The organism is Candidatus Rhodobacter oscarellae (genome assembly GCF_001078595.1).
In the GTDB taxonomy this organism is placed as follows: domain Bacteria; phylum Pseudomonadota; class Alphaproteobacteria; order Rhodobacterales; family Rhodobacteraceae; genus Rhodobacter_B; species Rhodobacter_B oscarellae.
Window position 1 is genome coordinate 3,924,188 of record NZ_LFTY01000002.1, and the last position, 24,625, is coordinate 3,948,812.

A 24,625-nucleotide genomic window follows, 5' to 3' on the forward strand; every position below is an offset into this window, starting at 1 on the left:
TGCTTTCCTTTTCAGTGAAGCGTTGTTGATCTTACGATGGGTTGGTTGGCTTTGACGGCCATCCGCCTGAGGGCGAGGCCGAAGTCTTGAGCGGCGCCGACAAGGGCCGGGGCCATGTCCGGGCGCACGATGGTTGTTGCGATAAGCAGCGCGTCCTCGCGCTCACCCTCGCTGGCGTAACCAACGAAGTTGGCAAAGCATGACTCGTCCGCGCCGAAGCATTTGCATGTCACGTGGTGGCGCATCAGGGGCCGGCGCCCGTGCTGCACGCACAAATCACAGAGCGTCTCAAAGGATTTCAGGGCGCTGCGCCCCCTCTCGTGACCAAGGGCGGTCACAAAATCATTCCACACTTGGGTTTGGGCCTCGGGCCCATCGCACCACAGGCGCAGGTACAGCACCGCGCCCGCCTCAACGGGGCCGAGCTCTGCGACATATCCAACGGGTGCGCCGCCGCGATGTTGAGCGGCCATTTTGTTCCTAGGGGCGTTCATTTGGTGAGTATCAGCTTGCCCGCACGGGTGATGCGGAGCGTGTAGAGCTGATCCTGCAGCTTGATCCGGGCGAGATCGCCGCCCTTGGTGAGGTCGCTCGCCTCATAAATCGGCAGCCTTTCCTCGGGGCGCATCTCGATCTCTTGGGCGACGCTCACCAGCATGGCACGCTCCGTTCGCCGCGATCGGCCCTGTCGATCAGCCACTCGAAGTTGAAGAGGCTTGGGTGACCAAAGTCGAAGCCAATTGCGAGGGCCTCGCGCCAGTCCGTACCGGCTTTCTCTGCTTGTTCGTTGGCGGGTTTCATCAGCCCACTCCGTTCGTGGTTCTGGGTTTTTTGGGCTTGCCCCAGATTCGGCGGCTCGCTTCCCGAAATAAACTGAGTGAAAGAGTCGGATAAGTCAATCCGACAAATTTACTCGGAAACTAGAATCCCTGCTTTAGCAGGCCGCCAGCCGCCATGCGGCTTGCAGGATCGGTCACTGATGGTATGTCATGACCCCCTAGAGTTGCGCCGAAATTGGCTCAGATCTGGAGATCAGATTGGTGGCGCGGGAGCGGTTGTCGGATGAAGATGTTCTAGAAGATGGGCGATCCGAGATGGGGCGCTGCAAAAGGAGAATGATCGGTGTGGAGTTTTGATCGAGGCAGTCAGTTTCGTTTCTGACACGTAAACGCGCCGCGCGGTGGTTTGCCACCAAACGGGTGCGAGTCGGTGGGTTTGCCCCTATTTTTATGGGGAAAATCGGTGTCGGCGAAGCGTCGGCAAAGCGTCGGACTTCTGTCGGGCACCAGTAAGGCAGATCAGGGTGGTTAACGCTGCGCGCGGTCGGTTAGCGGCACCAAATTCGACGGGGTGCAAGCGAGGGCCGAGCTGATCGAGATCACCGACCTGGTGACCGAGATGGAGCTGGTCAAGCACCCCTTTCGATCTGGGGTCAAGGCGCAGATTGGGGTGGAGTTTTGATACCTTTCAGGTGATCAATTTGCTGTCTTACCGCCAAAACAACGAACATGGCCAAAAGTTCTTTATCTCGCCAGGCTTCTGGGGTGCACGGCATTGCCTGTATTCTATCTCTGAATGCAAGCTGCTTGTCCAAGAACTCGTCATTCTGGCGCGCATGATGCGGCTCTTTGAAAGTGTCAGGAGCAATGTGCATTAAGATGGGAAGTTTTGCTTCCAATGCCGAGTCATATTCAAGTTCCGTGTAGCTAGGGCTCGTCATATCACCCGGGTCGATCAAAGCACCGTGCCTAAAGGCAACCAGCCCAACAAATATGTCACTGAGCTGAACTTCATTTTTGCAGACAACATCGGCTGGCACCGGCTGCGCTGCAAAGTCTTCCATTCTCACGCATTTACAGTCTTGCATGCGGTTCAGTGCCTCGTATATTGCTTGCCTTTCACCATCGAGATCTGAACCTGTTGAACTAAGAAACACGCTGAATATTCGCCTTTTCTCAATAAGCATTAGGAATTTCCCCCGGGAAAGAGGGGTTCTTTGGAATAGCCACCTGAAAAGCCAGAAAAAACTTTCAAAAGCGACTTGGCCGCTTCATCCTGATTTTTCGAGAATAATTCCACTCGATAGAGATTTGCAAAAATCCTAGGAATTTTTACTGGATCAACTAGAATTGGAAGAACCTTGATTGCCTTTTGGTCGAGGCCAACGTTGGCTATAAACCTTTGTTCTAGAGAGATTTCCGAAGCTGCTTCGGTGTGTTTGGAGAACAGCAAAACTGCAACTTGTGAACTAGCCACAGCGTCTGCCATCCACGCGGCAACATCAGTTCCAATGCCCAATTCCCATCGATGATAACGCACATGGTATCCTAGGTCCCGCAACTTCCAAGCTATCCAATCTCCCCAATCGAGGTCTTTGCTGGAAACGGAGATAAATACTTCGCTACCAATGGGTACCCTAGTATTTGGACTCTCTTCTTTGTCGGTTTGATTTGCTCCTCGAACCCATCCGGAACTTGGATGCCTTCTTTGGATGTCCATCAGAGAAAAAGCAACTTCGGCGCCAAGTTGAGACGGGTTTTCCCAGAATTTAACAAGTGTCGCTTCCGACATCTTGCGTCTGAAACTATCGAGCTTGACTTTTCCATGGTTCGACGTTTCCTGTTCTCGTGATGGAAGACTTTCTGGGTCCTTGTGCAGCAATCGGATCACCGGTTTGCCGGTCTCCACCGCGTAGTCATACTCCATCTCGGTGTAGCTCAGCCCGGTCTCTGGATGGATCGACCCGTACCGTCCTGCAGAGATGATGATGTAGTAATCCGACTGGTCGATCACCGTTTTGATGAACTCGAACTGCTCCTCATCTGCGGCAGGGAACAGCTCCATGCCCGCCGGGAAGCAATCGGCGCGCAGTAGGGCTTGGCTGACCTCCTGCCGTGCGTTCTGCAGATCCTGGAACTCGCTCGAAATAAAAACCTGATAGCGCTTTTCCAACGGGTGTACCTCACCTACGTAATACCGACAACAATACCGACGCGTGACCTGCAGGCAAGGAGACACTCATGGCGCGACTTCTCACCGAGTTTGGCATGGGCTCCAGCCTGCGCCGCCAGGACTACACGCAGGCCGCGGTGCGGGCGCTGAAGGACGCGCTGTGGCACAACTCGATCAACCTCGCGGAGCTCTTCGGCAAGCCCAAGGAAGACATGGTCCTGGATGTCGAGGTCGGCGTGCAGGCGCCTGAGCAGGTGGACGTCTCGGCCCTGGAGGCGGTGTTCCCCTACGGCCAGCCGAATGTGCGCGTGGTGCAGGGCGGGCTGGACGTGCCGCGCCCGGATGGCAAGCCCACGGTGATCGCGAACGCGGCGATCTCTGTGTCGCTGAAGGGGGTGTAAGCCATGGAAGATCAGCGCTTTATCATCGAGATGGGCATGGGCAACGACCTGCACGGCCAGGACTACACCAAGGCCGCGGCGCGGGCGATTGAGGACGCGATCCGGCACAGCTCGATCCCGATGCTGACCGCTTTGGGCATCGACCATCAGGAGATGCGCGTGGAGGTGACCGTGGGCGTGCAGAAGCCCGAGGAGGTCTACCTCGACGGGCTGAAGGATTGCCTGCCGCGGGGGCGGGTGTCGATCCACGCCGTCAAAGGCGGGCTGGACATCACCAACCCCGACAGCGGCGAGGTCACGGTGATCGCCAGCGCGGCGGTGGAGGCGTTCCTACCCAAGCAGGGCTAGAACGCCTTGAACGTCAGCGTTGTCAGCGAGCGCTCGATCCCCGGGATCTCTAGCAGGCGCTCATTGATGAACTTGCCGATATCCGCATCCTCCGGCACGTAGACCTTCATCAAGAGGTCGTACTCGCCGGAGGTGGAGTGGAGCTCGGAATGCACCTCGCGCAGCGCGATCTCCTCGGCCACCTTATAGGTCTTGCCGGGGGTGCAGCGCAGTTGAACGAACACGCAGGTGGTCATGGCGGGGGTCTCCGGAAGCGATGTGCAGAGGCACAATCGCCGCAGGCCGCATGAGTTTCAACCCCTTGGCTTGGAAAGCGCGCGGGCGCGGACTATAGACCGCGCGAGCACGCAAAGGAGACGGGCATGCGCAGCGCGAAGGTCACCCGCACGACCGCCGAGACCGAGATCAACGTCGAGATCACCCTCGACGGCACCGGCGTTTACGACAACCAGACCGGCGTGGGCTTCTTTGACCACATGCTGGACCAGCTGGCGCGGCACGCGCTGATCGACATGGTGGTGCGCGCCAAGGGGGACCTGCATATCGACGACCACCACACGGTGGAGGATACCGGGATCGCCCTGGGGCAGGCCCTGGCGCAGGCGCTGGGCGACAAGCGCGGGATCCGCCGCTACGGGTCCTGCCTGCTGCCCATGGATGACGCGCTGGTGCGCGCCGCGCTGGACCTCTCGGCGCGGCCCTACCTGGTGTGGAACGTGGACCTGCCGACGCACAAGATCGGCACCTTCGACACCGAGCTGGTGCGCGAGTTCTTCACCGCGTTCTCGACCCATGGCGGGATCACCTTGCACGTGGACGCCCTGCACGGGATCAACAGCCACCACATCGCCGAGGCCGCGTTTAAGGCCGTCGCGCGGGCGCTGCGGGAGGCCGTGGAGGTCGACCCGCGCAAGTCCGACGCCGTGCCGTCGACCAAGGGCGCGCTTTGATCCGGTTTCGAATTTCGCCTGCGCGAAATCCGACCGGTTGAGGGGGGCTCTGCCCCCCTCAAACTCCCCCCGGGATATTTGAAAACCGAAGAAGGACCTTGAGCATGCTTACCGCCATCATCGACTATGACAGCGGCAATTTGCACTCAGCGCAGAAGGCCTTTGAGCGCATGGCGCGGGAGGCGCAGGCGGGCGAGGTTGTGGTGACCTCGGACGCGGATGTGGTGGCGCGGGCGGACCGGATCGTGCTGCCCGGCGACGGGGCCTTTCCGGCCTGCAAGGCCGCGCTCTTTGCGGTGGACGGCGTGGCCGAGGCGATGCGCGAGGCCGTTGTTTCAAAGGGCCGCCCGTTCCTTGGCATCTGCGTCGGCATGCAGATGCTGGCCAGCCGCGGGCATGAATACGAGACCGTCGCGGGGCTTGATTGGATCGGCGGCGATATCCGCCCCATCGCGCCGCAGGACCCGGCGCTGAAAGTGCCGCATATGGGCTGGAACGACCTGGTCGTGCGCGGCGCGCATCCGGTGCTGGACGGCATCAAGACCGGCGATCATGCCTATTTCGTGCATTCCTACCAGTTCGAGGTGGCCGAGCCCGCCGAGCGGCTGGCGCATTGCGACTACGGCGCAGAGATCACCGCCATCGTGGGCCGCGGCAACATCATCGGCACGCAGTTCCACCCAGAGAAAAGCCAGAGCGCGGGGCTCCGGCTGATCTCGAATTTCCTGCGATGGGCGCCCTAGAGCGCCACGCCTTCAAATTGACGGAGAGGATGCCCGCACTCGACGGCATCGCAATGTGCCATGTTGGTGCTGTCCAACAGCAAGAGAACGGCATCCGTGTCGGAGGTCAGTATTGCTGGAATGGGTCTTGCAAAGCAGGTCTTGCGGTTGTCCCCGCACAAACTGGCCGCCGTTCGCGCCGTTGAATTCGCCACGAAATGTTCGATCAAACGGTTCTGGTTGTAAACGTTTAGACGGCTCTTTCGCATGCGTCCCATGATACATCATTTCTGAGTTATCTGGGTCCGCCCCAAGATTTTTTGGTGTGTCCCGCGGGTTTCGCGTTTGATGTCCGGGTCGTTTGACGGCGAGGCCGCGCAAGATTGCTGCTGTTTTCAGCTTACGCGCCTTCAGGATCTGCCGAGGCAGCTCTTCGATTGCCCGAGCGCATTACCGTCTGAGGATCGCAAATCAATGCGCAAAATGGGCACGCGCTGCACCTTCAAGACGGGTCAGCGCATCTTTCGCCAAAGCGACAGCCGTAACGGTGTTTGGGTGATCGAAAAGGGCCGCGCGCGGACCTATTATGAGGGGCCCACGGGACGCGATCATCATCGACCGCACCATAACCTACGAGCAGATCGCCTTTACCGTCGGCGCGAAGCGGCAGTGGGTCACGCAAACGCGGGGCCTATCGCTCGCCCCGCCGGTAGGGAACCATAAGCGACGCGGGGACCTCGGCGCGCCGGGCGACGAAGATCAGGGCCAGGATCGACAAGACATAGGGCGCCATAAGAAAGAGCTGGTAGGGAACTCCGTCGACGACCGTCTGCAGCCGCAATTGGTAGGCATCGAAGAAGGCGAAGAGCAGCGCTCCGAGCAGTGCCTTTCCCGGGCGCCACGAGGCGAACACGACCAGGGCGATGCAGATCCAGCCGCGTCCCTGAACCATGCCGGGGAAGAAGCTGTCAAAGGCGGCCATCGTCAGGAAGCTTCCCCCTACGGCCATCAGGGCCGAGCCTGCGACCACTGCTCCGATACGGATGCGAATGGGGTTGAGGCCCTGGGCCTCGACCGCGTGCGGGTTTTCACCCGTCATGCGGATGGCCAGCCCAACCGGCGTGCGCGCGAGCATGTAGGCGACGACGATCACCGCCGCCAGGGCGACATATGTGGGCGCGGCCTGCCCAAACAGCACCGGCCCGAGGATCGGGATATCCGACAAGAACGGCACATCAATCGGGCGGAAGGGCTCGATCGTAGGCGGCAAATCACCGACCTCTACGATGAGGCGGTAAAGATACGCGGCCAGAGCCGAAGCGAATAGGGTAATGCCCAGCCCGGACACATGCTGTGACAAGCCCAGGGGCACGGTCAGTGTCGCGTGCAAAAGCCCCATCACCGCCCCGCTTGAGGCCGCCACAACGAGCCCCAGCCAAAGCGGCAGTCCCAGATAGACGGCCAGCCAGCCCGTCATGGCCCCCATCGTCATGATCCCCTCGATCCCAAGGTTCAATACGCCCGCGCGTTCGCACAAAAGAGCGCCCAGGACACCAAAGATCAGCGGGGTCGCGATGCGAAGAACAGCGGCCCAGAGGCTTGTGTTGAAGAGGAGGTCAATCGCTTCTGTCACCGGCGCACCCGATAGGTTGTGAAGAGGAGGGCAACAATCATCGTCAACAGACAGAGCGCCACAATCACGTCCGCGATGAAGCTTGGCACGCCGGTGGCGCGGCTCATCGCGTCGGCCCCAACGAAGACTGTGGCCACGAATATCGCAGCGGCGACAACGCCCGCGGGATGCAAGGCGGCCAGCATGGCGACGACGATGCCCGCATAGCCGAAGCCGGGGCTCATCGTTGTGGTGACCCCTGCGGTGACCCCCATCACCTCGACCGACCCCGCCAGGCCCGCCAGCGCACCGGACAATAGCGCGACGCCCATGATCGTCCTAGGCAACGAGATACCCGCAAAGGCAGCCGCGTCCGCGTTTAGTCCCGCCGCGCGGGTCTCAGCCCCGAAAACGGTGCGTGACAGAACCAGCCAGACCGTTGCCGCCGCAATAACCGCGAAGATGAACCCAATGTGAAGCCGGGTGCGCGGGACCAGATCCGGAAGCCGGAAGGCGTTATCGACCGGCACGGATGAGGGCCAGCCGAAGGCCAAGGGGTCCCTTAGGGGGCCTTCTATCATCAGGCCAACGAATAGCAGGACGATGAAGTTCAAAAGCAGCGTCGTGACGACCTCGTCCACGCCAAAACGAAGCCGGAGAAACGCCGGACCCGCAAGCAGCGCCGCCCCGGCGGCCATGCTGGCAAGCAAAAGCATCGGCACCCCCAGCCAGCCGGGAACCCCCAAGGAATGCCCAATCCAGGCGGTCACAAGAGCGCCCATAAAGAACTGGCCTTCGCCGCCGATGTTCCACAGCTTCGCCCGGAACGCGACGGCCGCCGCCAGGCCGGTGAAAATCAGCGGCGTCGCGCGCGTGAGCATCTCTGTGATGGACAGCCGAGACCCGAGTGCTCCACGCAACATTTCGCCATAAGCCGTCAGCGGATTGACGCCCGCTGCAACGATCAGACCCGCTGCGAGGATGAGCGCTGCAAGAACAGCGATCAGCGGGGCCAGCACCACGATATACAGTGGCGTATGCGTGCGGCGCTCAAGTCGCATGCGCGTCCTCGTCCCAAGCGCCCGCCATCATTAGGCCCAGGCGCTGCGGATTGGCGTCTTTCGCTTCGATGGGCGCAGATAGCCGGCCCTTCACAATGGCCTGGATGCGATCGGACAGGGCGACTGCCTCCTCCAGTTCTTCAGAAATCAAAAGGATGGCCGCTCCTTTCTCTCGTGCAGCAAGAAGTTCCGTATGGACAGAGGCGATGGCCCCTTCGTCAAGGCCGCGGGTCGGCTGGTTTGCCAAAACAAAGCTGGGTTCATTTGAAAGCACGCGGCCAAGTATGAGTTTTTGCATGTTCCCGCCGGACAGCAGGCGCGCCCGTGTGTCCGCGGACGCCCCCCGAATGTCGAAGCGCTCGATCAAACGTTCCGCGTATTCCCTGCTTTCACGCTGACGCACAAAGCCGTTCTTGGAGAATTGCGGCGTCTTCAATCGTTCCAGAACGGCGTTCTCCCAAACGCTCAGTTCGCCGACGACGCCCTCGGCGTGGCGGTCCTCGGGGACCCGGCCGACGCCTGCGCGGATCATACCCCGCGGGCCCAGCGCAGAGGCGTCCGCGCCGCGCAGCCTAAGCTCGCCGGAACTTGGCTGGACCAGACCGGACAACAAGGCCCCAAGCGCGGCCTGCCCATTACCGGATACCCCAACGATGCCAAGGATCTCACCTTCATGAACCGTGAAGTTGACGTCATCGAGCCGCGTTTCTTCGCCCCGTTTGATGCTGACACCTACAGCCGACATGACCGGCGCACCGGTCCGGTGGTCCGCACGCGTCGGGCGTTCGACCTTGCGGCCCACCATGAGTTCGGCAAGCTCTGCGGGGCTGGTGTCAGCGGTGTTTCTTTCCGCCACAAGCTTGCCGCCGCGCAGGACCGCGACCCGGTCGGCGGTCATGACTTCGCGAAGCTTGTGACTGATGAAGATAAGCGACAGACCCTCTTTGGTCATATCTCTGAGCGTCTCAAATAGGCGTTGCGCCTCGGGCCGGGCCAGCACAGCGGTCGGTTCATCGAGGATCAATATCCGAGCGTCTCGATAAAGCGCCTTGAGGATCTCGACGCGCTGGCGCTCGCCCACGGATAGCGCGCTGATCTTTGCCTCGGGATCAATCGGAAGGCCGAAGCGCTCGGCGATCTTCAAGAGCTTGGCTCGGGCCTCGGCACGGGCCGATTTGATCCGGCGAAGCGGTTCCGACCCAAGCATGACGTTCTCAAGGACCGAGAGGTTCCCCGCGAGCGTGAAATGCTGATGCACCATGCCCACACCCGCCTCGATGGCCTTGCGCGGCACCCCCGGCGGCAGCTTCTGTCCGAAGACATGAACAGAGCCCTCATCCGCCGCGTAGTGGCCAAACAGGATATTCATCAAAGTCGTCTTGCCGGCGCCGTTCTCGCCAAGCAGCGCAAGGATTTCACCCGGCTGCAGCTCCAGCGAGATGTCGTCATTTGCGGTAAGCGCACCAAATCGCTTCGTGATCCCGCGCAGTTCCAGCACCTTTGTCATAGTGGCATTCCGGCGATTGGGTATGGAAAGCTAAAGCTCGGCGCGCGCGCCTCGATGCGCTCCCCAAGCGCCAGCAGGGCGGCGTCGGATCCGACCGGCCCCAAAAGCTGCGCGCCCAATGGCAGGCCGTCGGACATTCCGAATGGCAGGCCCAGCGCCGGAAGCCCCGCGACATTCGCAAGGGCGACATTCGGCGCGAAGGCCTTCATGCGCGCCCGATGGTCCGCCGGGTCCTGCCCAGACAGGTCGAATGCCCCAACCGGTGGCGGGGCCTGCGACAGCACGGGCATCAAAAGAGCGTCGCAGTCGGCGAATAGTGTATTCGCTTGATAGGTCAGGCGCGCGATGCCCCGCGTGACCGCGAAGAAACCCGTCGCCGTGACCGCGCGCGCCTCGGCTGCAAGCGCCGCGGCCAATGGCGGCACCTGATCGTCGGTCAGTTGCAAAGCGCCAAGCCATTCCGCCAGGGATACGCCAATGACGGACCATGCCAGCTGGTGCGCTTTCTCGCCCATGGCGTCGGGGCTGGGGCGCTCGCTTACCGTGCAACCGGCGTCGCGTAGCGCATCGGCGACGGCCTCGACGGCCCGGCGCTGATCTGCGCCGCAGACGTCCGGCACCGCCACCCCGATGCGGGGTTTGCCCGAAAGCTCGACCGCCGGAAGCGGCTGGCGGGCAGAGCGAAACGCTGTCTGAACGTCCCGGATTGAACGCGCCAGAACGAGGCCCTGGGCGATCCCCGCAAGGTGATTATCGAAACCGGGCCCAGCAGACACCGCACCTCGCGAGGGCTTAAGCCCCGTCAGCCCGCAGCAGGCCGCGGGCACTCTTATGGACCCGCCAGCATCCGTTGCATGCGAAATCGCAACCAGCCCGGCGGCAACCGCCGCAGCCGCGCCGCCCGAAGAACCGCCGGGCGTAAGCTGCGGATTCCAAGGGTTGCATGTGGGCGGCAAGCCTTCGGGTTCACAGCTTAGCGATGTCCCGAAAGGCGGGGTGGCGGTCCGGCCAAACGGCAAGAGACCTAAGCGGCGAAACGCGCCGAAGAGGTCGTCGTCCAGCTTGGGGGTGTCCGCTGCGGCGCGCAGCGCGGCGGATCCTGCAGACGCGGGCAGGCCGCTGGCCACACCGCCAAGGTCCTTCGCCAGAAAGGGCACGCCATGGAATGGTCTGCGGTCATCTTGCGGCGCGGCGTCCGCCGCCCGCGCGCTGGCGCGGGCCATTTCCTCGTCCAGATACACCACGGCACCCAGCTCCGCCCGCTCTGCGCAGGCGGACAGACTGGCCTCCATCACGTCGACGGCAGTGGTCTGCCCACTCCGAATGGCGGCGGAGAGTGCCGTGGCATCTTGCATAGTTTTGGTCGGCGCTTACGCAGGCTCGGCTTCGTCGAGCGGCACGTTCCATTCGCCAGAGACGATCGCCGCCTGCTTGGCCTCCATCGCCGGGATCGCATCCGCCGGAACGTCGTCGGCGACGTAGATCAGCTCGTTCCCGCCGTAGGACATGAACGAATACTCGGTATAGTCACGGCCGACCGGCTTACCGGCCTGAATGTCCGCCGCAATGGCCGAGATCGTCGGGCCGTAGTTCCAGATCGCGTTGGCAAAGACCGTGCCTGGGTAGCGCGGCGTGTAGTCGATCAAAGAACCGACGGCCTTGATGCCGCGCTCTTGTGCGGCATCGGCGGTCCCGATGCGCTCGCCAAAGAGGATGTCAGCACCGGCATCGATCTGCGCGATGGCGGCTTCCTTTGCGCGGGCGGGGTCGAACCATGCGCCGATGAACCCGTTGAGGAAGGTGGCATCGGCGTTCACTTCTTTGACGCCCATGCGGAACGCATTGATCAGCAGGTTCACTTCCGGGATCGGGTATCCACCGACGGAGCCAAAGACATTGCTCTCGGACATGCGCCCAGCCAGCATGCCTGCCAGATAGGCGGCCTCGTGATTGCGCGTACCAAAGACGCCGAAATTGTCGCCCGAGGGTCCCGCCGACGAGCCCATCAGGAAGGCCGTCTCAGGATAGTCCGCCGCAACTTCGCGGGCTTCGCGCTCGACGGCATAGGATTCACCCCAGACGAGGTCTACGCCGCTCTCGGCGTATTCGCGCATGGCGCGCGGATAGTCCGTGGGCGCCACGCCTTCGGAGAATGCGTACTCGATCTCGCCGGCCGCGGCGGCCTCTTGGAACGCCAGATGGATGCGGCTGTTCCAGGCGTTCTCCACCGGTGACATGTGAACGGCGGCCACCTTGGTGACGGATTGCGCGCTCGCGCGGCGAACATAGGCGGGCAGGGCCAGAGTGGCGGCTGCGCCCACCATTAGCTGGCGGCGAGTTGTCATAAGTTTCATAGATCAGGTCCCTTTGTTGGTCTGTGTATTGACTTGTTAATCAGAGGCATCCTCGGCGGCGGGTGCATAGCCCGCGGGGTCGAGGGTCGCGGGGCGTCCCGCCAGGTTGAGCTGGGCCAGCCGTGGCGGGGTCCGAGACAGGATTTCACCATCGCGGATGACGGCAAGACGCGTCGCCCTCAGGCGCACCGCTTCGATCGGATCGCGGGCCTGCAGCAACACCATGCTGGCCGGGCCTCCCTCGCGCAAGGTCGGATCCGGCAGGCGCATGGCCTTGGCGCCGTTGAGCGTGACGGATTCGAAGGCCCACCGCATCGCCTCGCGAGACGTCATCGGCACCGCGTGCACGCCCATATGCGCCACGTCCAGCATGTCGGCTGATCCAAGCGGATACCATGGGTCCATCGTGCAATCCTGCCCGAAGGCAACATTCACACCGGCGGCCCGCAGCTCCTGCACGCGGGTCAGGCCGCGGCGGCGGGGATAGGTGTCCGACCGCCCCTGAAGCGTGATGTTGATCAGCGGATTCGGCACAATCGTCATGCCCGATTCCGCGATCAAGGGGACCAGTTTCGTGGCGTAGTAATTGTCATAAGAGTGCATCGCCGTGACGTGGCTGCCGACAACGCGGTCCGCGAGCCCGAGGCGGGTTGTCTCATAGGCCAGCGTCTCGATGTGACGCGACAAAGGATCGTCGCTCTCGTCGCAATGCAGGTCAAGCATCAGGCCTCTTTCGGCGGCGATCTCTGCCAGACGCGTGACCGAACGCGCGCCATCGGCCATCGTGCGCTCAAAATGCGGAATCCCGCCGACAACATCAACGCCCATATCCAGGGCGCGCAGGAGGTTTTCCTCGGCCTTTTCAGAGCGGTAAAGGCCATCCTGCGGGAAGGCGACGAGTTGCAGATCAATATACGGGGCGACCTTCTTGCGCACCTCCAAAAGAGCCTCAACGCCCACCAGCGGGGCCGTTGACACGTCCACATGGGACCGGATCGCCAATAGCCCCTGCGAGACCGCCAGATCGCAATATCTGAGGGCGCGCTCGATGACGGCTTCGGGCGTCAAAAGCGGCTTTAGCTCTCCCCAAAGCGCAATGCCTTCAAGCAGCGTGCCGGACTGGTTCAGCCGCGGCAGCCCGAGGCTTAGGGTGGCATCCATGTGAAAATGCGGATCGACGAAGGGGGGCGCGACCAGCTGGTCGCCGGCATCAATCTCAATGTCGGCGGCGCCTTCAATAGAGCGCGCTATCGTCGCGATCTTCTCGCCTTTGACGGCAATGTCGAAGGACCCGCGCCTGTCCGGCAAGCGAGCATTCCGGATCAGAATATCGAGCATCCCGCACCCCTTGATTTTTGACCCTATGGTAAAGATGTTTCATCCAAGCTCAAAGCTTTTCGTCAATCCGGGTATGGAAAAACGAGTTCGGCCGTTCTTTAGGCCTTTCCCGGCCTGGATGCCGGAAACCTTTGCAGCGCGAGAAATGCCCAAGAAGTGAAGGGTGGTGGCGCTGAAAAGGCGGCTCAATCCGCGACTCGTCTGTTATTTTTGAACGCGGCGACGGGGTGGTTGGGATTGCCCAGATTTGAACCTCGATGAATGACAGCAAACGGGACGCGCCGCGGAAAACACCACGCTGCGCCTGCACGGCGATGCTGCGTTAGGGACGTTAGGAAATCCAAATTTGCGAAGACCCGCAGAGCGACCACGCGCACCCACACGAAAAAAAGGGGCCGCGCAGCCGACCTCCTCCCAGATTCTTGACGTAATGTCCGCTTACATCATCCCGCCCATGTCGGGCATGCCGCCGCCAGGCGCGCGGTTTCTCGGGCTTCTCTGTAACCATGGCCTCGGCGGTGATTAGCAAACCCTAACTCCAGCCGCGTCTTGCAGTGGTATGAAACGGACCGGTGTGAGCCCAAAATGTCGGATGCTGCATCCCGCGCCGACGGCAGTTATGCGCAGGTAGCAGGCTTTGCAAAGTCGCGTCGTCGGTCCAATCGTGACCGTTCAGTATTGAAGTTTGTGGGCCATTTAATGAGCCGTTGCTGACTTTGATTTCTCTCCTTTGTGCTGCTTTGTCAGTCATCGATCTCCCAAACAGGATAAAATACTGATCCGGACACAAGGGACTCCCGGCGTTTCAGTTGTTGCCTGGAGGCTTCAAAGCAAATTAAGGATCACGGGTTGCTTTAGAGAATGATGCGTGTGCAAGAACGCCCGGCTGTTACTTGGCCTGCAAATCGCGAAGGGCTTTGAACAGAGCGGCCAGCCGGACCAGCAGAAATTCATAGTCTTCAAACCTGGCCAGAGAAACTACGGCGACTTCGGATCTCGGCGCTGTTTCCGCGCCTTTCTTGGCCAAATCCTCAAAAATATTGCGAAGCTTTTTGCGCTGTGTGGCAAGCAGTTTGTTCAGCCTGTCGCGTTGCTTCTGTGTCTCTTTGTCGTTCTGGTCATCCAGCGCGTACAGTGCAGCAAGCGTCTCCACATAGAGCGCCTCCATGGTGACTAGGTCGTCGTCTTTGGGGTTGATATTGAACTCGCCTTGCAGAAATTCTGCCCGCTTTTTTTGCGTTTCGTTGATGTCTTTTCGCAGCGACTTGATTTGCGCTTTGGTCGTGGATTGCGCAAGGTGGACCGGCAGCTCTAACAGATGGGTCGGACCGCGTGGCGCCGAACTTGCAGCGGTGGCGGCAACAAGGAAGATTAGGACCACATACCGCATTATCGCTCCTCAAATCGCTTTTACTCTGTCCAAAAAGCCGGACACAATGCAACCATCCATTAGCCGCCCCGGGCAAACAACACAAGCTGTCGTCGCATGCCTTAACGGCGCACATAGCCAGTCAATGTCAACGTTAGAATTGGGAGAACTTGGCCTCGCACCATGAAGTCGCAAGCTTTGCCAGCAATGCGGGCCGAATATTAGAGTGCGCCTCTCCGAGATATTTTCATCGCTAGCGGAATTCGGATGAGCGTTCGGGCTCCATACCAGTTGCGGAAAACCCATGTCAGTTTTGGGCTGAAACCAGTAGCTGTTGTCTGAAAGCCGAAAGGCGGCAAAGTCCGCAAAGCCACCACAAGCATCCGCGCAAAAAGAAAGGGGCCGCGCAGGCGACCCCTTTCCCAGTTTCTTGGCGCAATGGCGACTTACATCATGCCGCCCATGCCGCCCATGTCGGGCATGCCGCCGCCCGGCGCACCGGCGCCCGGCTTCTCGGGCTTGTCGGCGACCATGGCCTCGGTGGTGATCAGCAGACCAGCGATCGACGCGGCGTCCTGCAGCGCGGTGCGGGTCACCTTGGCGGGATCGATCACGCCGAAGGAGAACAGGTCACCATACTGGTCGGTCTGCGCGTTATAGCCGAACGAGCTGTCGTCGCTCTCGCGGATCTTGCCCGCAACGACCGAGCCGTCCACGCCGGCGTTCTCGGCGATCTGGCGCAGCGGAGCCTCGAGCGCGCGGCGCACGATGGCGATGCCCGCATCCTGGTCCGAGTTCTCGCCCGTGACGCCTTCCAGCGACTTGGCGCCCTGCACCAGGGACACACCGCCGCCCACGACGATGCCTTCCTGCACGGCCGCGCGGGTCGCGTTCAGCGCATCGTCCACGCGGTCCTTGCGCTCTTTCACTTCGACCTCGGTCATGCCGCCCACGCGGATGACGGCCACACCGCCGGCCAGCTTGGCCACGCGCTCTTGCAGCTTCTCACGGTCGTAGTCCGAGGAGGTCTCTTCGATCTGGCCACGGATCTGGGCGACGCGCGCCTCGATCTCGGCCTTCTCGCCGTTGCCGTCCACCACGGTGGTCTCGTCCTTGGTGATGGTGATGCGCTTGGCGGTGCCCAGCATGTCGATGGTCACGTTCTCGAGCTTCATGCCCAGGTCTTCCGAGATAACCTGGCCGCCGGTCAGGATCGCGAGGTCCTGCAGCATCGCCTTGCAGCGGTCGCCAAAGCCCGGCGCCTTCACGGCGGCGATCTTCAGGCCACCGCGCAGCTTGTTGACCACCAGGGTCGCCAGGGCTTCGCCCTCGACGTCCTCGGCGATGATCAGCAGGGGCTTGCCCGACTGGATCACGGCCTCAAGCAGCGGCACCATCGGCTGCAGCGAGGACAGCTTTTTCTCGTGGAGCAGCACCATGCAGTCCTCGAGATCGGCGGTCATCTTGTCGGGGTTGGTCACGAAGTAAGGCGACAGGTAGCCGCGATCGAACAGCATGCCCTCGACGACCTCGGTCTCGGTCTCCAGGCCCTTGTTCTCTTCGACGGTGATCACGCCGTCATTGCCGACCTTCTGCATCGCGTCGGCGATCTGGTTGCCGATCTCGCTCTCGCCGTTGGCGGAGATGGTGCCGACCTGCGCAACCTCGTCGCTGTCTTTGACTTCGCGCGAGGCGGCCTGGATGTTCGCGATCACGGAGGCAACCGCGGTGTCGATGCCGCGCTTGAGGTCCATCGGGTTCATGCCAGCGGCAACCGACTTCATACCTTCCTTGACGATGGCCTGGGCCAGCACGGTCGCGGTGGTGGTGCCGTCGCCGGCCTCGTCATTGGTGCGAGAGGCAACCTCTTTCACCATCTGCGCGCCCATGTTCTCGAACTTGTCCTCAAGCTCGATCTCTTTGGCGACGGTCACGCCGTCCTTGGTGATGCGCGGGGCACCGAACGACTTGTCCAGCACCACGTTGCGGCCTTTGGGGCCCAGGGTCACCTTGACCGCGTCGGCCAGGATGTTCACGCCCTGCAACATGCGGTTGCGGGCATCGGTATCGAATTTGACGTCCTTAGCAGCCATGTTTGCTACTCCTTAGAATTCGTGGAAATTGATCGGGAAGGTGCGCGTTAGGAGATGATCCCCAGGATGTCGCTTTCCTTCATGATCAGTAGCTCTTCGCCGTCCAGCGTGATCTCGGTGCCGGACCACTTGCCGAACAGGATCTTGTCGCCAGCGGACACGGCCATCGGCGCGCGCGAGCCATCATCTTTGATTGCGCCCTCGCCTGCGGCGACGACTTCGCCCTCGGCGGGCTTCTCTTTGGCGCTGTCGGGGATGATCAGACCGCCAGCGGTCTTTTCATCGGATTCCACACGGCGGACCAGCACACGGTCATGCAGCGGAGTGAATGCCATTTGTTGAACGCTCCCTTGGTTCTGTTCAATCTCGGGTGTTATCACTCACCTCCCGTGAGTGATAACGATGGCGATATAAAGAGCGGAAGCGAAGCGGTCAACAGGGCGGGCGCGAATTTCTTTGGCGCGGCGGGATGAAGACGGAGGACGCTGCTATGCCAGCTACGCTCCCGGCGCAAGCCGAATAGCGGGGCGCCGATCCGTTGCAGGCCCAAATGCGAAAGGACCGCGCCATCGACGCGGTCCTTTAATTGCGGGTGGTGAGGCGCGGTCTACATTGCGAAGTCAAAGCCCTCGACAAAGTCCATCTCACCGAAATCAGGGGCGGGCTCGACGACCTTCTCGCGGGTGCTACGCGGCATCTCTGCGCCGCCGGTGCCCCAGTTAGCCACAAAGAGCGTGTCCATCATCGCATCAACCGCGGCGTCTTTCTTGTCGAAGTCGCCATTCGCGGACTCGAGAAACTTAAATCCAATCAGTGCGTCGTCAGCCATTTTGTAATCCTCCAGTTTGGCGTGCCCCCGGGGTCATCCCGTCAGGTCTGCCCATAGGTCGTGGGGGATCCGGTGAGGGTTCAAACTTTTTTGCGGGATGCCAAAGAAAGGCGGCTTAGGCCTGCCAGGCCTCTGGTATGTCCGCGCCAAACCGCGCGCGGCAAAAAGCGTATTGCGGGGCGAGCAGCTCCATCGCTGCGGCTCGCGCCGCGCCGGGCATCTCGGCCTTAAGCTGCGTTTCATTCTGGCGGGTGTCGGTGTCCGCGGGGCCCGGGCGGGTGTCGGCGAGCGCGCAAAGCGATTGCAGCGACCCGGCGGTGAACAGCGTCTCGTAAAAGAGATACAGCACGTCCTGTTCAGGAAATGTCTGGTCCAGGTCCGTCACCGTGCCGCGATAGTCGGCCCGCGCGCAGATGGCCGGCGCGGTGAGCGCCTTGGCCCAGTTCTCGACAAAGTTGGTGGTCTTGTTGCCCTGCGTCATGTGGCGCAGCTGCGACCAGAGCCGATCCAAAGGGTCGCGCATGACAAAGAGGACCTTTAGGCGGATGTCCTGCGAGGCGCAGAACGCGCGCATATACTCAAAGCCCGTGGGGCCCAGCACGGAATAGGCGGGGGTGACGTCGCAAAACGTGCGCGTCTGCGGGTCCACGATCCGCGCGAAATGGCCGAAATAGGCGTTGTCGTCATAAATCATCTGCGCGCGGTCGACGCTGGCTTGGAAGCCGTCGCGCCGGCGCAGGTTGTCGGGCGCCTCGCCCGGCTGCTCGATGTGAAAGCCCAGCCGCCGCAGCGCCAGGCCATCCATGTCGCCAAGCGCGTGGGCGGTGAACTTTGTGTTGAAGAAATGCAGCTCCTTCAGGGGCGAGACCGTGACGCCGTCGCGCTTGGCCAGGTAGTTGTAGATCCAGCTCGTGGCGCATTTCATTGCGCCGACACAGATCAGAAGCGTCTTGCCGTCCAGCTCTGGGTAATGCCGCAGATTGGGCATGTTGGGAAACATCACGCGCCTCTTTCGCCTTGGACGTTGGCACATGGCGGCGCGCCGCTCAAGTGGCGCGTTGGGTCTCCTGGCGGGTCCGATGGTCCCTGGGAGGGCTTCGGCCCGGCGGCGATGTTGTCTTACGAGCGGCGCTGGCGCGCCTTACTCGGATGCCCGCTTCGGGGCAGGCCGATCACAGCGTTGGCTCTTTCCCTCACACGGCCGCCGCCATCGCGCGCAGCATGATCGCGGCCGAGGCGGCTCCGGGGTCTTTATGCCCCAAGGATCGCGCGCCCAGGCGCGCCGCCCGGCCAAGTTTTGCCTCCATATCGGCGGTGGCCTGCGCGCCCGCCTCTGCGGCCTCCGCTGCGGCGGTTAGGATCGCGGCTATGGAGCCCTCGGCCTCCATGGCCGCCGCCCCTGCGGGCGCCCAGGCGTCCAGCATTGTCTTGTCACCTTGCTGCGCCTTGCCGCGATGGGCGATCCCCTCGGCCATGGCCGCGACCATGGCGGCGGCGTCCGCGGGCCCCAGTTTGTCCTTGCCCTTCACCGCCATGCCCGCGCGCATGAACGCGGTGGCGTAGAGCGGACCAGAGGACGCACCCACGGCGTTCAGGAACGCCTTGGCCGCGGTGTTGAGCACCTCCGTGGGGGTGCCTTCGAGCTCGTCCAGGGCCTCGCGCACGCCGGCAAAGCCGCCCGACATGGCGATCCCGTGATCGGCATCGCCGATCTCGCCGTCAAGCACGCACAGCATATCGCGGTTCTCGTCCATCGCGTCCGCCACCGCCAGAAGCATCGATTTCACGCCATTGCCATCCATCGCTCAGCCCGCCCGGAACATGGCGCAGTCGCAGGGGTGGTCCAGCATCCGCGTCAGTTCGTCATCCAGGTGGTGCACGGTGACCGAGGCGCCGGCCATCTCCAGCGAGGTGCAATAGGGCCCGACCCAGGTGCGGTGGGTCTCCAGCCCGGCCTCTGCCAGCCGCGCCTGCACGCGCCGGTTCATGATGTAGAGCTCCATCAGCGGCGTGGCGCCCAGCGAGTTGACCAGCACCGCGACCCGGTCCCCGGCGCTGGCGCCCATCTCGTCCAGAATGCGGTCCATCATCGCGTCGACGATCTCGTCGGCGGTCCCCAGCGGTCCGCGCGCGATGCCCGGCTCGCCATGGATGCCCATGCCGATCTCCATCTCATCGGCGCCGATGTCGAAGTTCCAGCGCCGCGTCTGCGGCAGCGAGCAGGGCGAGAGCGCCACCCCCATCGTGTAGGTGCGGGCGTTGGCGTGGCGGGCCACGCGCTCGCACCCGTCCAGGTCCATGCCCAGATCCGCCGCGGCCCCCGCCGCCTTGAAGCTAAAGAAGTTCCCGGCCACGCCGCGCCGCTTCTCGGCCTCGTCGCGGGGGGCGGAGGCGATGTCATCCGTGGTCAGCACCGTGCGGACCTCGATATCCTCCATCGCCGCCATCTCGGCGGCCATGTCAAAGTTCATCACGTCGCCCGCGTAGTTGCCATACATGAACAGCACGCCCGCGCCGCCATTGATCGCCTGGGCGCAGGACAGCGCCGGGTCGGGCGGCGGCGAGGCGAAGACGTTGCCGATCGCGGCGGCATCCGCCAGGCCCTTGCCGACGAAGCCCAGAAAGGTCGGCTCGTGCCCCGAGCCACCGCCGATCATCAGCCCGACCTTGCCGTCGCGCGGCCCGTTCGTGGCGATGATGGCGCGCTTGTGGTCGCCGCGGCGCAGGTGGTCGCGATGGGCCAGCAGGATGCCGTCCAGCATCTCGTCGACGGCGTCATCGCCGTTGTTGATGATCTTCTTGGTTTGCACGTGCGTCTCCTCCCCGCACCGCCCAGCGATCTTTCGTCATAAAAAAATCGGTCAATTCGGCGGCACAATCCCCTTCTTCAGAATTATATTTCCATAAAGCCGCGTTTCCGCGGTCTGCACAACAACATACGCTTGTTTACTTTCTTCGTAGAAGGCAAAGCGTTCAACCCCCTTAATTGGGGCGGGCTGGTCGGCGACGCGGTTGATGATCTCCTGGAACTGGCCGACGACTTCGGGGACCGCATTGGCGTCTCCCACGACCTGCATGGTTCGGGCCGGCGCGTCCACGTAAGGGTCCAGCGGAAGGAGCGACAGGATTGCCTCAAGCGCCTCGGTCGCGCTGACCCCGGGCAGGTACTCGATTCGCGCGCCGCAGCTATCGCCTGGAAAATTGGCATCTGCTACGACCAGGTCATCGCCATGGCCCATCGCCTTGAGATGTCGCAGTAAATCCGGCGTTAGCCGGTTATCAATCCCCCTTAGCATGTCTTCGGTCCCTCCAAAACAACCTGGCGCGCGTATCGGCGCAAAAATGATTGACGTACCTCAAGCATTACCTCAACACTGTCAATAATGGGAGGGAGAATGACTCGCGTCACCGCACAAGACGTGGCTGAGGAGGCCGGGGTGAGCCTCGCGACGGTGGATCGCGTGCTCAACAAGCGCAAGGGCGTGCGCGACAAGACCATCGAGCGCGTGACCCAGGCCATGGACCGGCTGAACTTTGTGCGCGATCAGGCGGCGGCGAACCTGGCGCGCGGGCGCACCTACACGTTTACCTTCATCGTGACGGCGGGCGAGACGGCGTTCTTCTCTGACTTGAGGGGCGAGATCGAGGCAGCGCGGGACTTTGCCGCCAAGGAGCGCGTGGCGCTGCGCATGGTTGCGGTGCCGCCATTGGATCCGCAGGCGATTGTCGACGCCATTGACAGCTTTGGCGACGATCTGGGCGACGGCTTCGCGATCGTTTCGGTGGAAAGCCAGGCCATGCGCGAGGCCATCAAGGCGCTGCGCGACAAGGGCGTGCACGTGATCACCTTTATCTCGGACGTACCCAACTCTGAACGGCAGCGCTTTGTCGGGATCGACAACGTGGCCGCGGGCCGGGTCGCGGGCGGATTGCTAAAGCGCTTCATCTCCGCGCCCAAGGGCGATGTGGCGGTGGTGGCGGGCTCGGGGACGCTGCGCGACCATGTCGAGCGCCGCATGGGGCTGGAGCAGGTGATGCGCGCTGAATGCCCGCATCTGACCGTGCTGCCCTGGATCGAGGGCGAGGAATCCGGGCCATTGGTCGAGCAGAAGCTCTCGAAACTCTTGGCAGAGAACCCCAATGTGGTAGGGCTGTATTCAGTGGGGGGCGGCACCAAGGGCGTGATCGGCGCAATCGAGGCGGCCCCGCAAGAGATCAGCGTTGTCACAACCGAGCTGTCGGACCACACGCGGGCCGCGCTGATCGCCGGAACGGTGGACGCGGTCCTGGTGCAGGACCCCAGCCACGAGGTGCGTTCAGCAGTTCGCGTGTTAAAGGCTCTTGCCGACGAGACGATAATCAACGAGAAACAAGAGAGAATACGTATCGAGATTTTTATGAGGGACAACTTACCTTAGTATTTTTGGGGGGAATTGATGTCAGACCTGAGGGTCGAGAATTTACAGCTGAACTTCGGCGCCGTGCAGGCGCTGGACGGGATTAGCTTTGACGTGGCCGAGGGCGAGTTCTTTTGCCTGCTCGGCCCCTCCGCCTCTGGCAAGACCTCCACCCTGCGGGCAATCTCTGGGCTCGAAAGCCTGACCGCCGGCTCGGTGCATTTTGCCGGCGGTGACGTGACCGAGGCGCCGGTGCAGGGGCGCGGCATGTCGATGATCTTCCAGACCTTCGCGCTTTATCCGCATCTCTCCGTCGAGGCGAACCTGGCGCATCCGCTGCGCCGCGACGGCGTCGCGTCCAGCGAGGTCAAAAAGCGCGTCGGCGAGGTGGCCGAGCTGTTGCGGGTCACCCACACGCTCAAGCGCAAGCCCGGCACTTTGTCGGGCGGCGAGCAGCAGCGCGTGGCGATCGGGCGCGCCATTGTGCGGCGGCCGAAGCTGTTGCTGCTGGACGAGCCGCTGACGAACCTGGACGCCAAGCTGCGCCACGACATGCGCGCCGAGTTCAAGCGGCTGCACCGCGAGCTGGGCATGACCATGCTCTACGCGACGCCCGACCAGTTGGAGGCGCTGACCATGGGCGAGCGCGTGGGCGTGATCCGCGACGGCAAGGTCGTGGCTATCGGCCCGCCGCGCGACCTCTACCAGGCGCCCAGTGACACTTACGTGGCGCAGATGGTGGGATCGCCGCCGATCAACTTCCTGCAAACAAAGGCGAGCTCTGACAACCAGGTGACCCTGCCGTTCCTGGACCAGCCCTTGATCGCGCCGGGCGCGAAGTCCGGGCAACCGGTGACCCTTGGCCTGCGCCCGCATGACATTGCGCTGGCCTCATCCGGCGGGGCGCCGTTGCGCTTTAACGCCAAGATCCACCTGACCGAGCCCCTGGGCGACGTCACCGTGATCGACGTGGCCGCGCAAGAGGCGCAGATGAAAATGGTCCTGCGCGAGGAGGTGGCGGCCAAGTACTCGGTCGGCGACGCGATAGAGATCGCCTTCGATCCGACCGACATACACATATTCGACCAGGCCTCCGGCGCGCGTTTAGGCGCCGGGGCCCAATCATAAGAAATTTAGTGAACAGTCAAGATTTAGTGAGCAGTCAAAATGAAAACGTAAATTGACCGAATGCAAGTGGAGGAGAAAGATGAATAAACGTAGCGTAATTAGCGGCTTGATGGGCGCCACGGTGCTCACCGCGGGCCTGGGCGGGGCACCTGCCTTCTCGGCCGACATCACCATCACCATGGCGGCGCCCGACTGGCCGCCAACCCGGTTCATGAAAGAGCATTTCGACCAGACCTACACGTCCCCGGCGGGCCACACGACCACGCTGGACATGGACTTCATCCCCTGGCCGAGCTTCTACGAGCGCGTCGCCGCCTCGTTGACCTCGGGCGAGCAGAAGTACCAGATGATCGTGACCGACAGCCAATGGCTGGGCGCGTTTGTCGAGGGCGGGTACTACATGGACCTGACCGATAAGATCGCCGCGGACCCAGAGCTGACGACGATCCTGCAGGACCTGCACCCGGCGCTGGTCTCGGCCTACTCGACCTACCCGCATAAGACCCGCGCGCAGCTTGAGGCCGCGGGCGAGGTGCCGGCTCCGGGGGTCAGCTACTACGGCTTCCCGCAGTTCCCGGACACCTATGTGACCTTCTATCGCCAGGACGTCTTCTGCGACGAGGGCGAGATGGCCGCGTTCCAGGCGAAGTATGGCAGCAACCTGCCGTGCTCTTATGAGGACTGGCAGGACACCGACTGGTCCAAATGGGGCCAGATCGGCGAGTTCTTCCAGCGCGCCAAGGGCGAGATGCTGGCGGGCGAGGTGCTGGACGATGACTTCTACGGCATCGCCTACCAGGCCGGTAAGGGCTATGACTTCTCGACGATGCAGGCGAACGCCTTCATCTGGCAGCAGGGCGGCGACATTTGGGACGAATCCAAGATGCCCGACAGCCAGGCCGAGGGCGTGGTGAACTCTGATGTGGCCGTGGCGGCCTTTGACGAGTACCTCAGCTACCTGCAGTACATGCCGCCGGTCAGCCAGACCGGTCAGATGGACATCTTCGTGATCCAGGACCTTTACATGCAGGGCAAGGTCGGCGCGATCATCGACTGGGTTGGCCTGGGCGAGCCGGTGCTCGACCCAAGCGCGTCCAAGGTGCATGACAAGTCGGCCTTTGGTCCGGCGCCGGGCAGCCGCAAGGCCGACGGCTCCATCGACCGCACGGGCAATATCGGCGGCCAGCCCTTTGTGCTGACCACTTGGAACTCGGAAGACGTCGTGGACGAGGCGCTGAACGTGGTGAAGTGGTGGCTGAGCCCCGACACCCAGCTGGCCGCGGTGGCCAATGGTGGCCAGTCCGGCCGCATGAGCGTCATGGCTGACCCGACCTATAACGACCTGCGCCCGTGGAACCGCGCGCATGTCGAGATGATCGACTGGCAGAAGGATGTCTGGCACATCCCAGAATTCTTCGAGTTGCTGACGCAGCAGCAGGAAGAGTTCGACAAGGCGATCACCGGCCAGATTGGCGCTAAAGAGGCGCTGGATACGGTCGCGGAGTTCCAGCAGGAACTTCTCGAAGACGGTGGGTATATCGAGTGATTTGAGTAACACGAGGGG

Annotated in this window: 27 protein-coding genes and 1 pseudogene; 8 read left to right on the top strand and 20 right to left on the bottom strand. The window is 62.3% G+C overall.

Annotated elements, in window-relative coordinates; all coding sequences use genetic code 11:
* Window positions 1–11 precede the first annotated feature (11 nt).
* The 3 genes from AIOL_RS23505 to AIOL_RS25630 are packed head-to-tail and all read right to left on the bottom strand — an operon-like array spanning window position 12 to window position 801.
* Window positions 12–473, bottom strand: a complete 462-nt coding sequence (locus tag AIOL_RS23505; RefSeq protein ID WP_049645204.1) for a hypothetical protein — start codon at window positions 471–473, stop codon at window positions 12–14.
* Window positions 474–490: 17 nt separating this feature from the next.
* Complete coding sequence (hemP, locus tag AIOL_RS24705) at window positions 491–628, bottom strand: hemin uptake protein HemP (RefSeq protein ID WP_235439202.1); 138 nt, start codon at window positions 626–628, stop codon at window positions 491–493.
* A gap of 20 nt (window positions 629–648) precedes the next feature.
* Entirely contained in the window at window positions 649–801 is a 153-nt protein-coding gene (locus tag AIOL_RS25630; RefSeq protein ID WP_160314560.1) for a hypothetical protein, read from the bottom strand.
* A 561-nt stretch (window positions 802–1,362) separates the two neighbouring features.
* On the opposite strand from AIOL_RS25630, the pseudogene AIOL_RS24710 reads away from it, so the two are divergent.
* A pseudogene (locus AIOL_RS24710) lies at window positions 1,363–1,461 on the top strand (cob(I)yrinic acid a,c-diamide adenosyltransferase); the annotation flags it as partial.
* Here the strand turns inward: AIOL_RS24710 and AIOL_RS24715 are convergent.
* Both AIOL_RS24715 and AIOL_RS24035 read right to left on the bottom strand, forming a co-directional pair.
* Complete coding sequence (locus AIOL_RS24715) at window positions 1,433–1,966, bottom strand: DUF4062 domain-containing protein (RefSeq protein WP_082152765.1); 534 nt, start codon at window positions 1,964–1,966, stop codon at window positions 1,433–1,435. The pseudogene AIOL_RS24710 and the gene AIOL_RS24715 overlap by 29 nt on opposite strands.
* Window positions 1,966–2,952 carry a DUF4062 domain-containing protein gene (locus AIOL_RS24035; RefSeq protein ID WP_053101356.1) on the bottom strand — a complete coding sequence of 329 codons (987 nt, stop codon included), beginning with the start codon at window positions 2,950–2,952 and terminating at the stop codon, window positions 1,966–1,968. The genes AIOL_RS24715 and AIOL_RS24035 overlap by 1 nt, the downstream gene beginning before the upstream one ends.
* Before the next feature lie 68 nt (window positions 2,953–3,020).
* On the opposite strand from AIOL_RS24035, the gene AIOL_RS23520 reads away from it, so the two are divergent.
* Window positions 3,021–3,353: a Lin0512 family protein gene (locus AIOL_RS23520; protein ID WP_049645206.1), complete on the top strand. Its 333-nt coding sequence runs from the start codon at window positions 3,021–3,023 to the stop codon at window positions 3,351–3,353.
* Between the two features lie 3 nt (window positions 3,354–3,356).
* On the top strand, window positions 3,357–3,701 hold the full coding sequence (locus tag AIOL_RS23525) for a Lin0512 family protein (protein WP_049645207.1): 345 nt from the start codon (window positions 3,357–3,359) through the stop codon (window positions 3,699–3,701).
* Here AIOL_RS23525 and AIOL_RS23530 read toward each other — a convergent pair.
* Entirely contained in the window at window positions 3,698–3,937 is a 240-nt protein-coding gene (locus AIOL_RS23530) for an Lrp/AsnC family transcriptional regulator (protein ID WP_049645208.1), read from the bottom strand. The two genes, AIOL_RS23525 and AIOL_RS23530, sit on opposite strands and share 4 nt — an antisense overlap.
* 126 nt (window positions 3,938–4,063) lie before the next feature.
* On the opposite strand from AIOL_RS23530, the gene hisB reads away from it, so the two are divergent.
* Window positions 4,064–4,651 (top strand): imidazoleglycerol-phosphate dehydratase HisB, encoded by a 588-nt coding sequence (hisB, locus tag AIOL_RS23535; protein WP_049645209.1) that lies wholly within the window; start codon window positions 4,064–4,066, stop codon window positions 4,649–4,651.
* 104 nt (window positions 4,652–4,755) lie between these two features.
* Entirely contained in the window at window positions 4,756–5,394 is a 639-nt protein-coding gene (gene hisH / locus AIOL_RS23540; protein WP_049645210.1) for an imidazole glycerol phosphate synthase subunit HisH, read from the top strand.
* A 670-nt stretch (window positions 5,395–6,064) separates the two neighbouring features.
* Here hisH and AIOL_RS23550 read toward each other — a convergent pair.
* From AIOL_RS23550 to AIOL_RS23615, 14 genes are all read right to left on the bottom strand, one after another.
* A complete protein-coding gene (locus tag AIOL_RS23550) occupies window positions 6,065–7,006 on the bottom strand; it encodes an ABC transporter permease (RefSeq protein WP_049645212.1) in 942 nt (313 codons plus the stop codon).
* The gene (locus AIOL_RS23555; RefSeq protein ID WP_049645213.1) at window positions 7,003–8,046 is read right to left on the bottom strand and encodes an ABC transporter permease; all 1,044 of its coding nucleotides are present in this window, start codon (window positions 8,044–8,046) and stop codon (window positions 7,003–7,005) included. The genes AIOL_RS23550 and AIOL_RS23555 overlap by 4 nt, the downstream gene beginning before the upstream one ends.
* Window positions 8,036–9,553: an ABC transporter ATP-binding protein gene (locus tag AIOL_RS23560; RefSeq protein ID WP_049645214.1), complete on the bottom strand. Its 1,518-nt coding sequence runs from the start codon at window positions 9,551–9,553 to the stop codon at window positions 8,036–8,038. Before AIOL_RS23560 ends, AIOL_RS23555 begins: the two co-directional genes overlap by 11 nt.
* Entirely contained in the window at window positions 9,550–10,908 is a 1,359-nt protein-coding gene (locus AIOL_RS23565; RefSeq protein WP_082152767.1) for an amidase, read from the bottom strand. Before AIOL_RS23565 ends, AIOL_RS23560 begins: the two co-directional genes overlap by 4 nt.
* A gap of 15 nt (window positions 10,909–10,923) precedes the next feature.
* Entirely contained in the window at window positions 10,924–11,907 is a 984-nt protein-coding gene (locus AIOL_RS23570) for a BMP family protein (protein ID WP_049645216.1), read from the bottom strand.
* Between the two features lie 36 nt (window positions 11,908–11,943).
* On the bottom strand, window positions 11,944–13,245 hold the full coding sequence (locus AIOL_RS23575; protein ID WP_049645217.1) for an amidohydrolase family protein: 1,302 nt from the start codon (window positions 13,243–13,245) through the stop codon (window positions 11,944–11,946).
* 889 nt (window positions 13,246–14,134) lie between these two features.
* Entirely contained in the window at window positions 14,135–14,635 is a 501-nt protein-coding gene (locus AIOL_RS23580) for a hypothetical protein (RefSeq protein WP_049645218.1), read from the bottom strand.
* A gap of 425 nt (window positions 14,636–15,060) precedes the next feature.
* Window positions 15,061–16,707: a chaperonin GroEL gene (gene groL, locus AIOL_RS23585; protein WP_049645219.1), complete on the bottom strand. Its 1,647-nt coding sequence runs from the start codon at window positions 16,705–16,707 to the stop codon at window positions 15,061–15,063.
* A 47-nt stretch (window positions 16,708–16,754) separates the two neighbouring features.
* Window positions 16,755–17,042 carry a co-chaperone GroES gene (locus tag AIOL_RS23590; RefSeq protein WP_049645220.1) on the bottom strand — a complete coding sequence of 96 codons (288 nt, stop codon included), beginning with the start codon at window positions 17,040–17,042 and terminating at the stop codon, window positions 16,755–16,757.
* A gap of 272 nt (window positions 17,043–17,314) precedes the next feature.
* Window positions 17,315–17,536 (bottom strand): hypothetical protein, encoded by a 222-nt coding sequence (locus AIOL_RS23595; protein ID WP_049645221.1) that lies wholly within the window; start codon window positions 17,534–17,536, stop codon window positions 17,315–17,317.
* A 115-nt stretch (window positions 17,537–17,651) separates the two neighbouring features.
* Window positions 17,652–18,536, bottom strand: a complete 885-nt coding sequence (locus AIOL_RS23600) for a sulfotransferase (protein ID WP_049645222.1) — start codon at window positions 18,534–18,536, stop codon at window positions 17,652–17,654.
* Window positions 18,537–18,729: 193 nt separating this feature from the next.
* Complete coding sequence (gene dhaL / locus AIOL_RS23605; protein WP_235439203.1) at window positions 18,730–19,314, bottom strand: dihydroxyacetone kinase subunit DhaL; 585 nt, start codon at window positions 19,312–19,314, stop codon at window positions 18,730–18,732.
* Between the two features lie 27 nt (window positions 19,315–19,341).
* Window positions 19,342–20,346 (bottom strand): dihydroxyacetone kinase subunit DhaK, encoded by a 1,005-nt coding sequence (locus tag AIOL_RS23610; protein ID WP_049645224.1) that lies wholly within the window; start codon window positions 20,344–20,346, stop codon window positions 19,342–19,344.
* A gap of 51 nt (window positions 20,347–20,397) precedes the next feature.
* Window positions 20,398–20,775 (bottom strand): RbsD/FucU family protein, encoded by a 378-nt coding sequence (locus AIOL_RS23615; protein ID WP_394298933.1) that lies wholly within the window; start codon window positions 20,773–20,775, stop codon window positions 20,398–20,400.
* 156 nt (window positions 20,776–20,931) lie between these two features.
* On the opposite strand from AIOL_RS23615, the gene AIOL_RS23620 reads away from it, so the two are divergent.
* From AIOL_RS23620 to AIOL_RS23630, 3 genes are all read left to right on the top strand, one after another.
* The gene (locus tag AIOL_RS23620) at window positions 20,932–21,954 is read left to right on the top strand and encodes a LacI family DNA-binding transcriptional regulator (protein WP_049645226.1); all 1,023 of its coding nucleotides are present in this window, start codon (window positions 20,932–20,934) and stop codon (window positions 21,952–21,954) included.
* Window positions 21,955–21,972: 18 nt separating this feature from the next.
* On the top strand, window positions 21,973–23,061 hold the full coding sequence (locus tag AIOL_RS23625) for an ABC transporter ATP-binding protein (protein ID WP_049645227.1): 1,089 nt from the start codon (window positions 21,973–21,975) through the stop codon (window positions 23,059–23,061).
* A 79-nt stretch (window positions 23,062–23,140) separates the two neighbouring features.
* Window positions 23,141–24,607, top strand: coding sequence for an ABC transporter substrate-binding protein (locus AIOL_RS23630; protein WP_049645228.1), 1,467 nt, complete (start codon window positions 23,141–23,143; stop codon window positions 24,605–24,607).
* Window positions 24,608–24,625 lie beyond the last annotated feature (18 nt).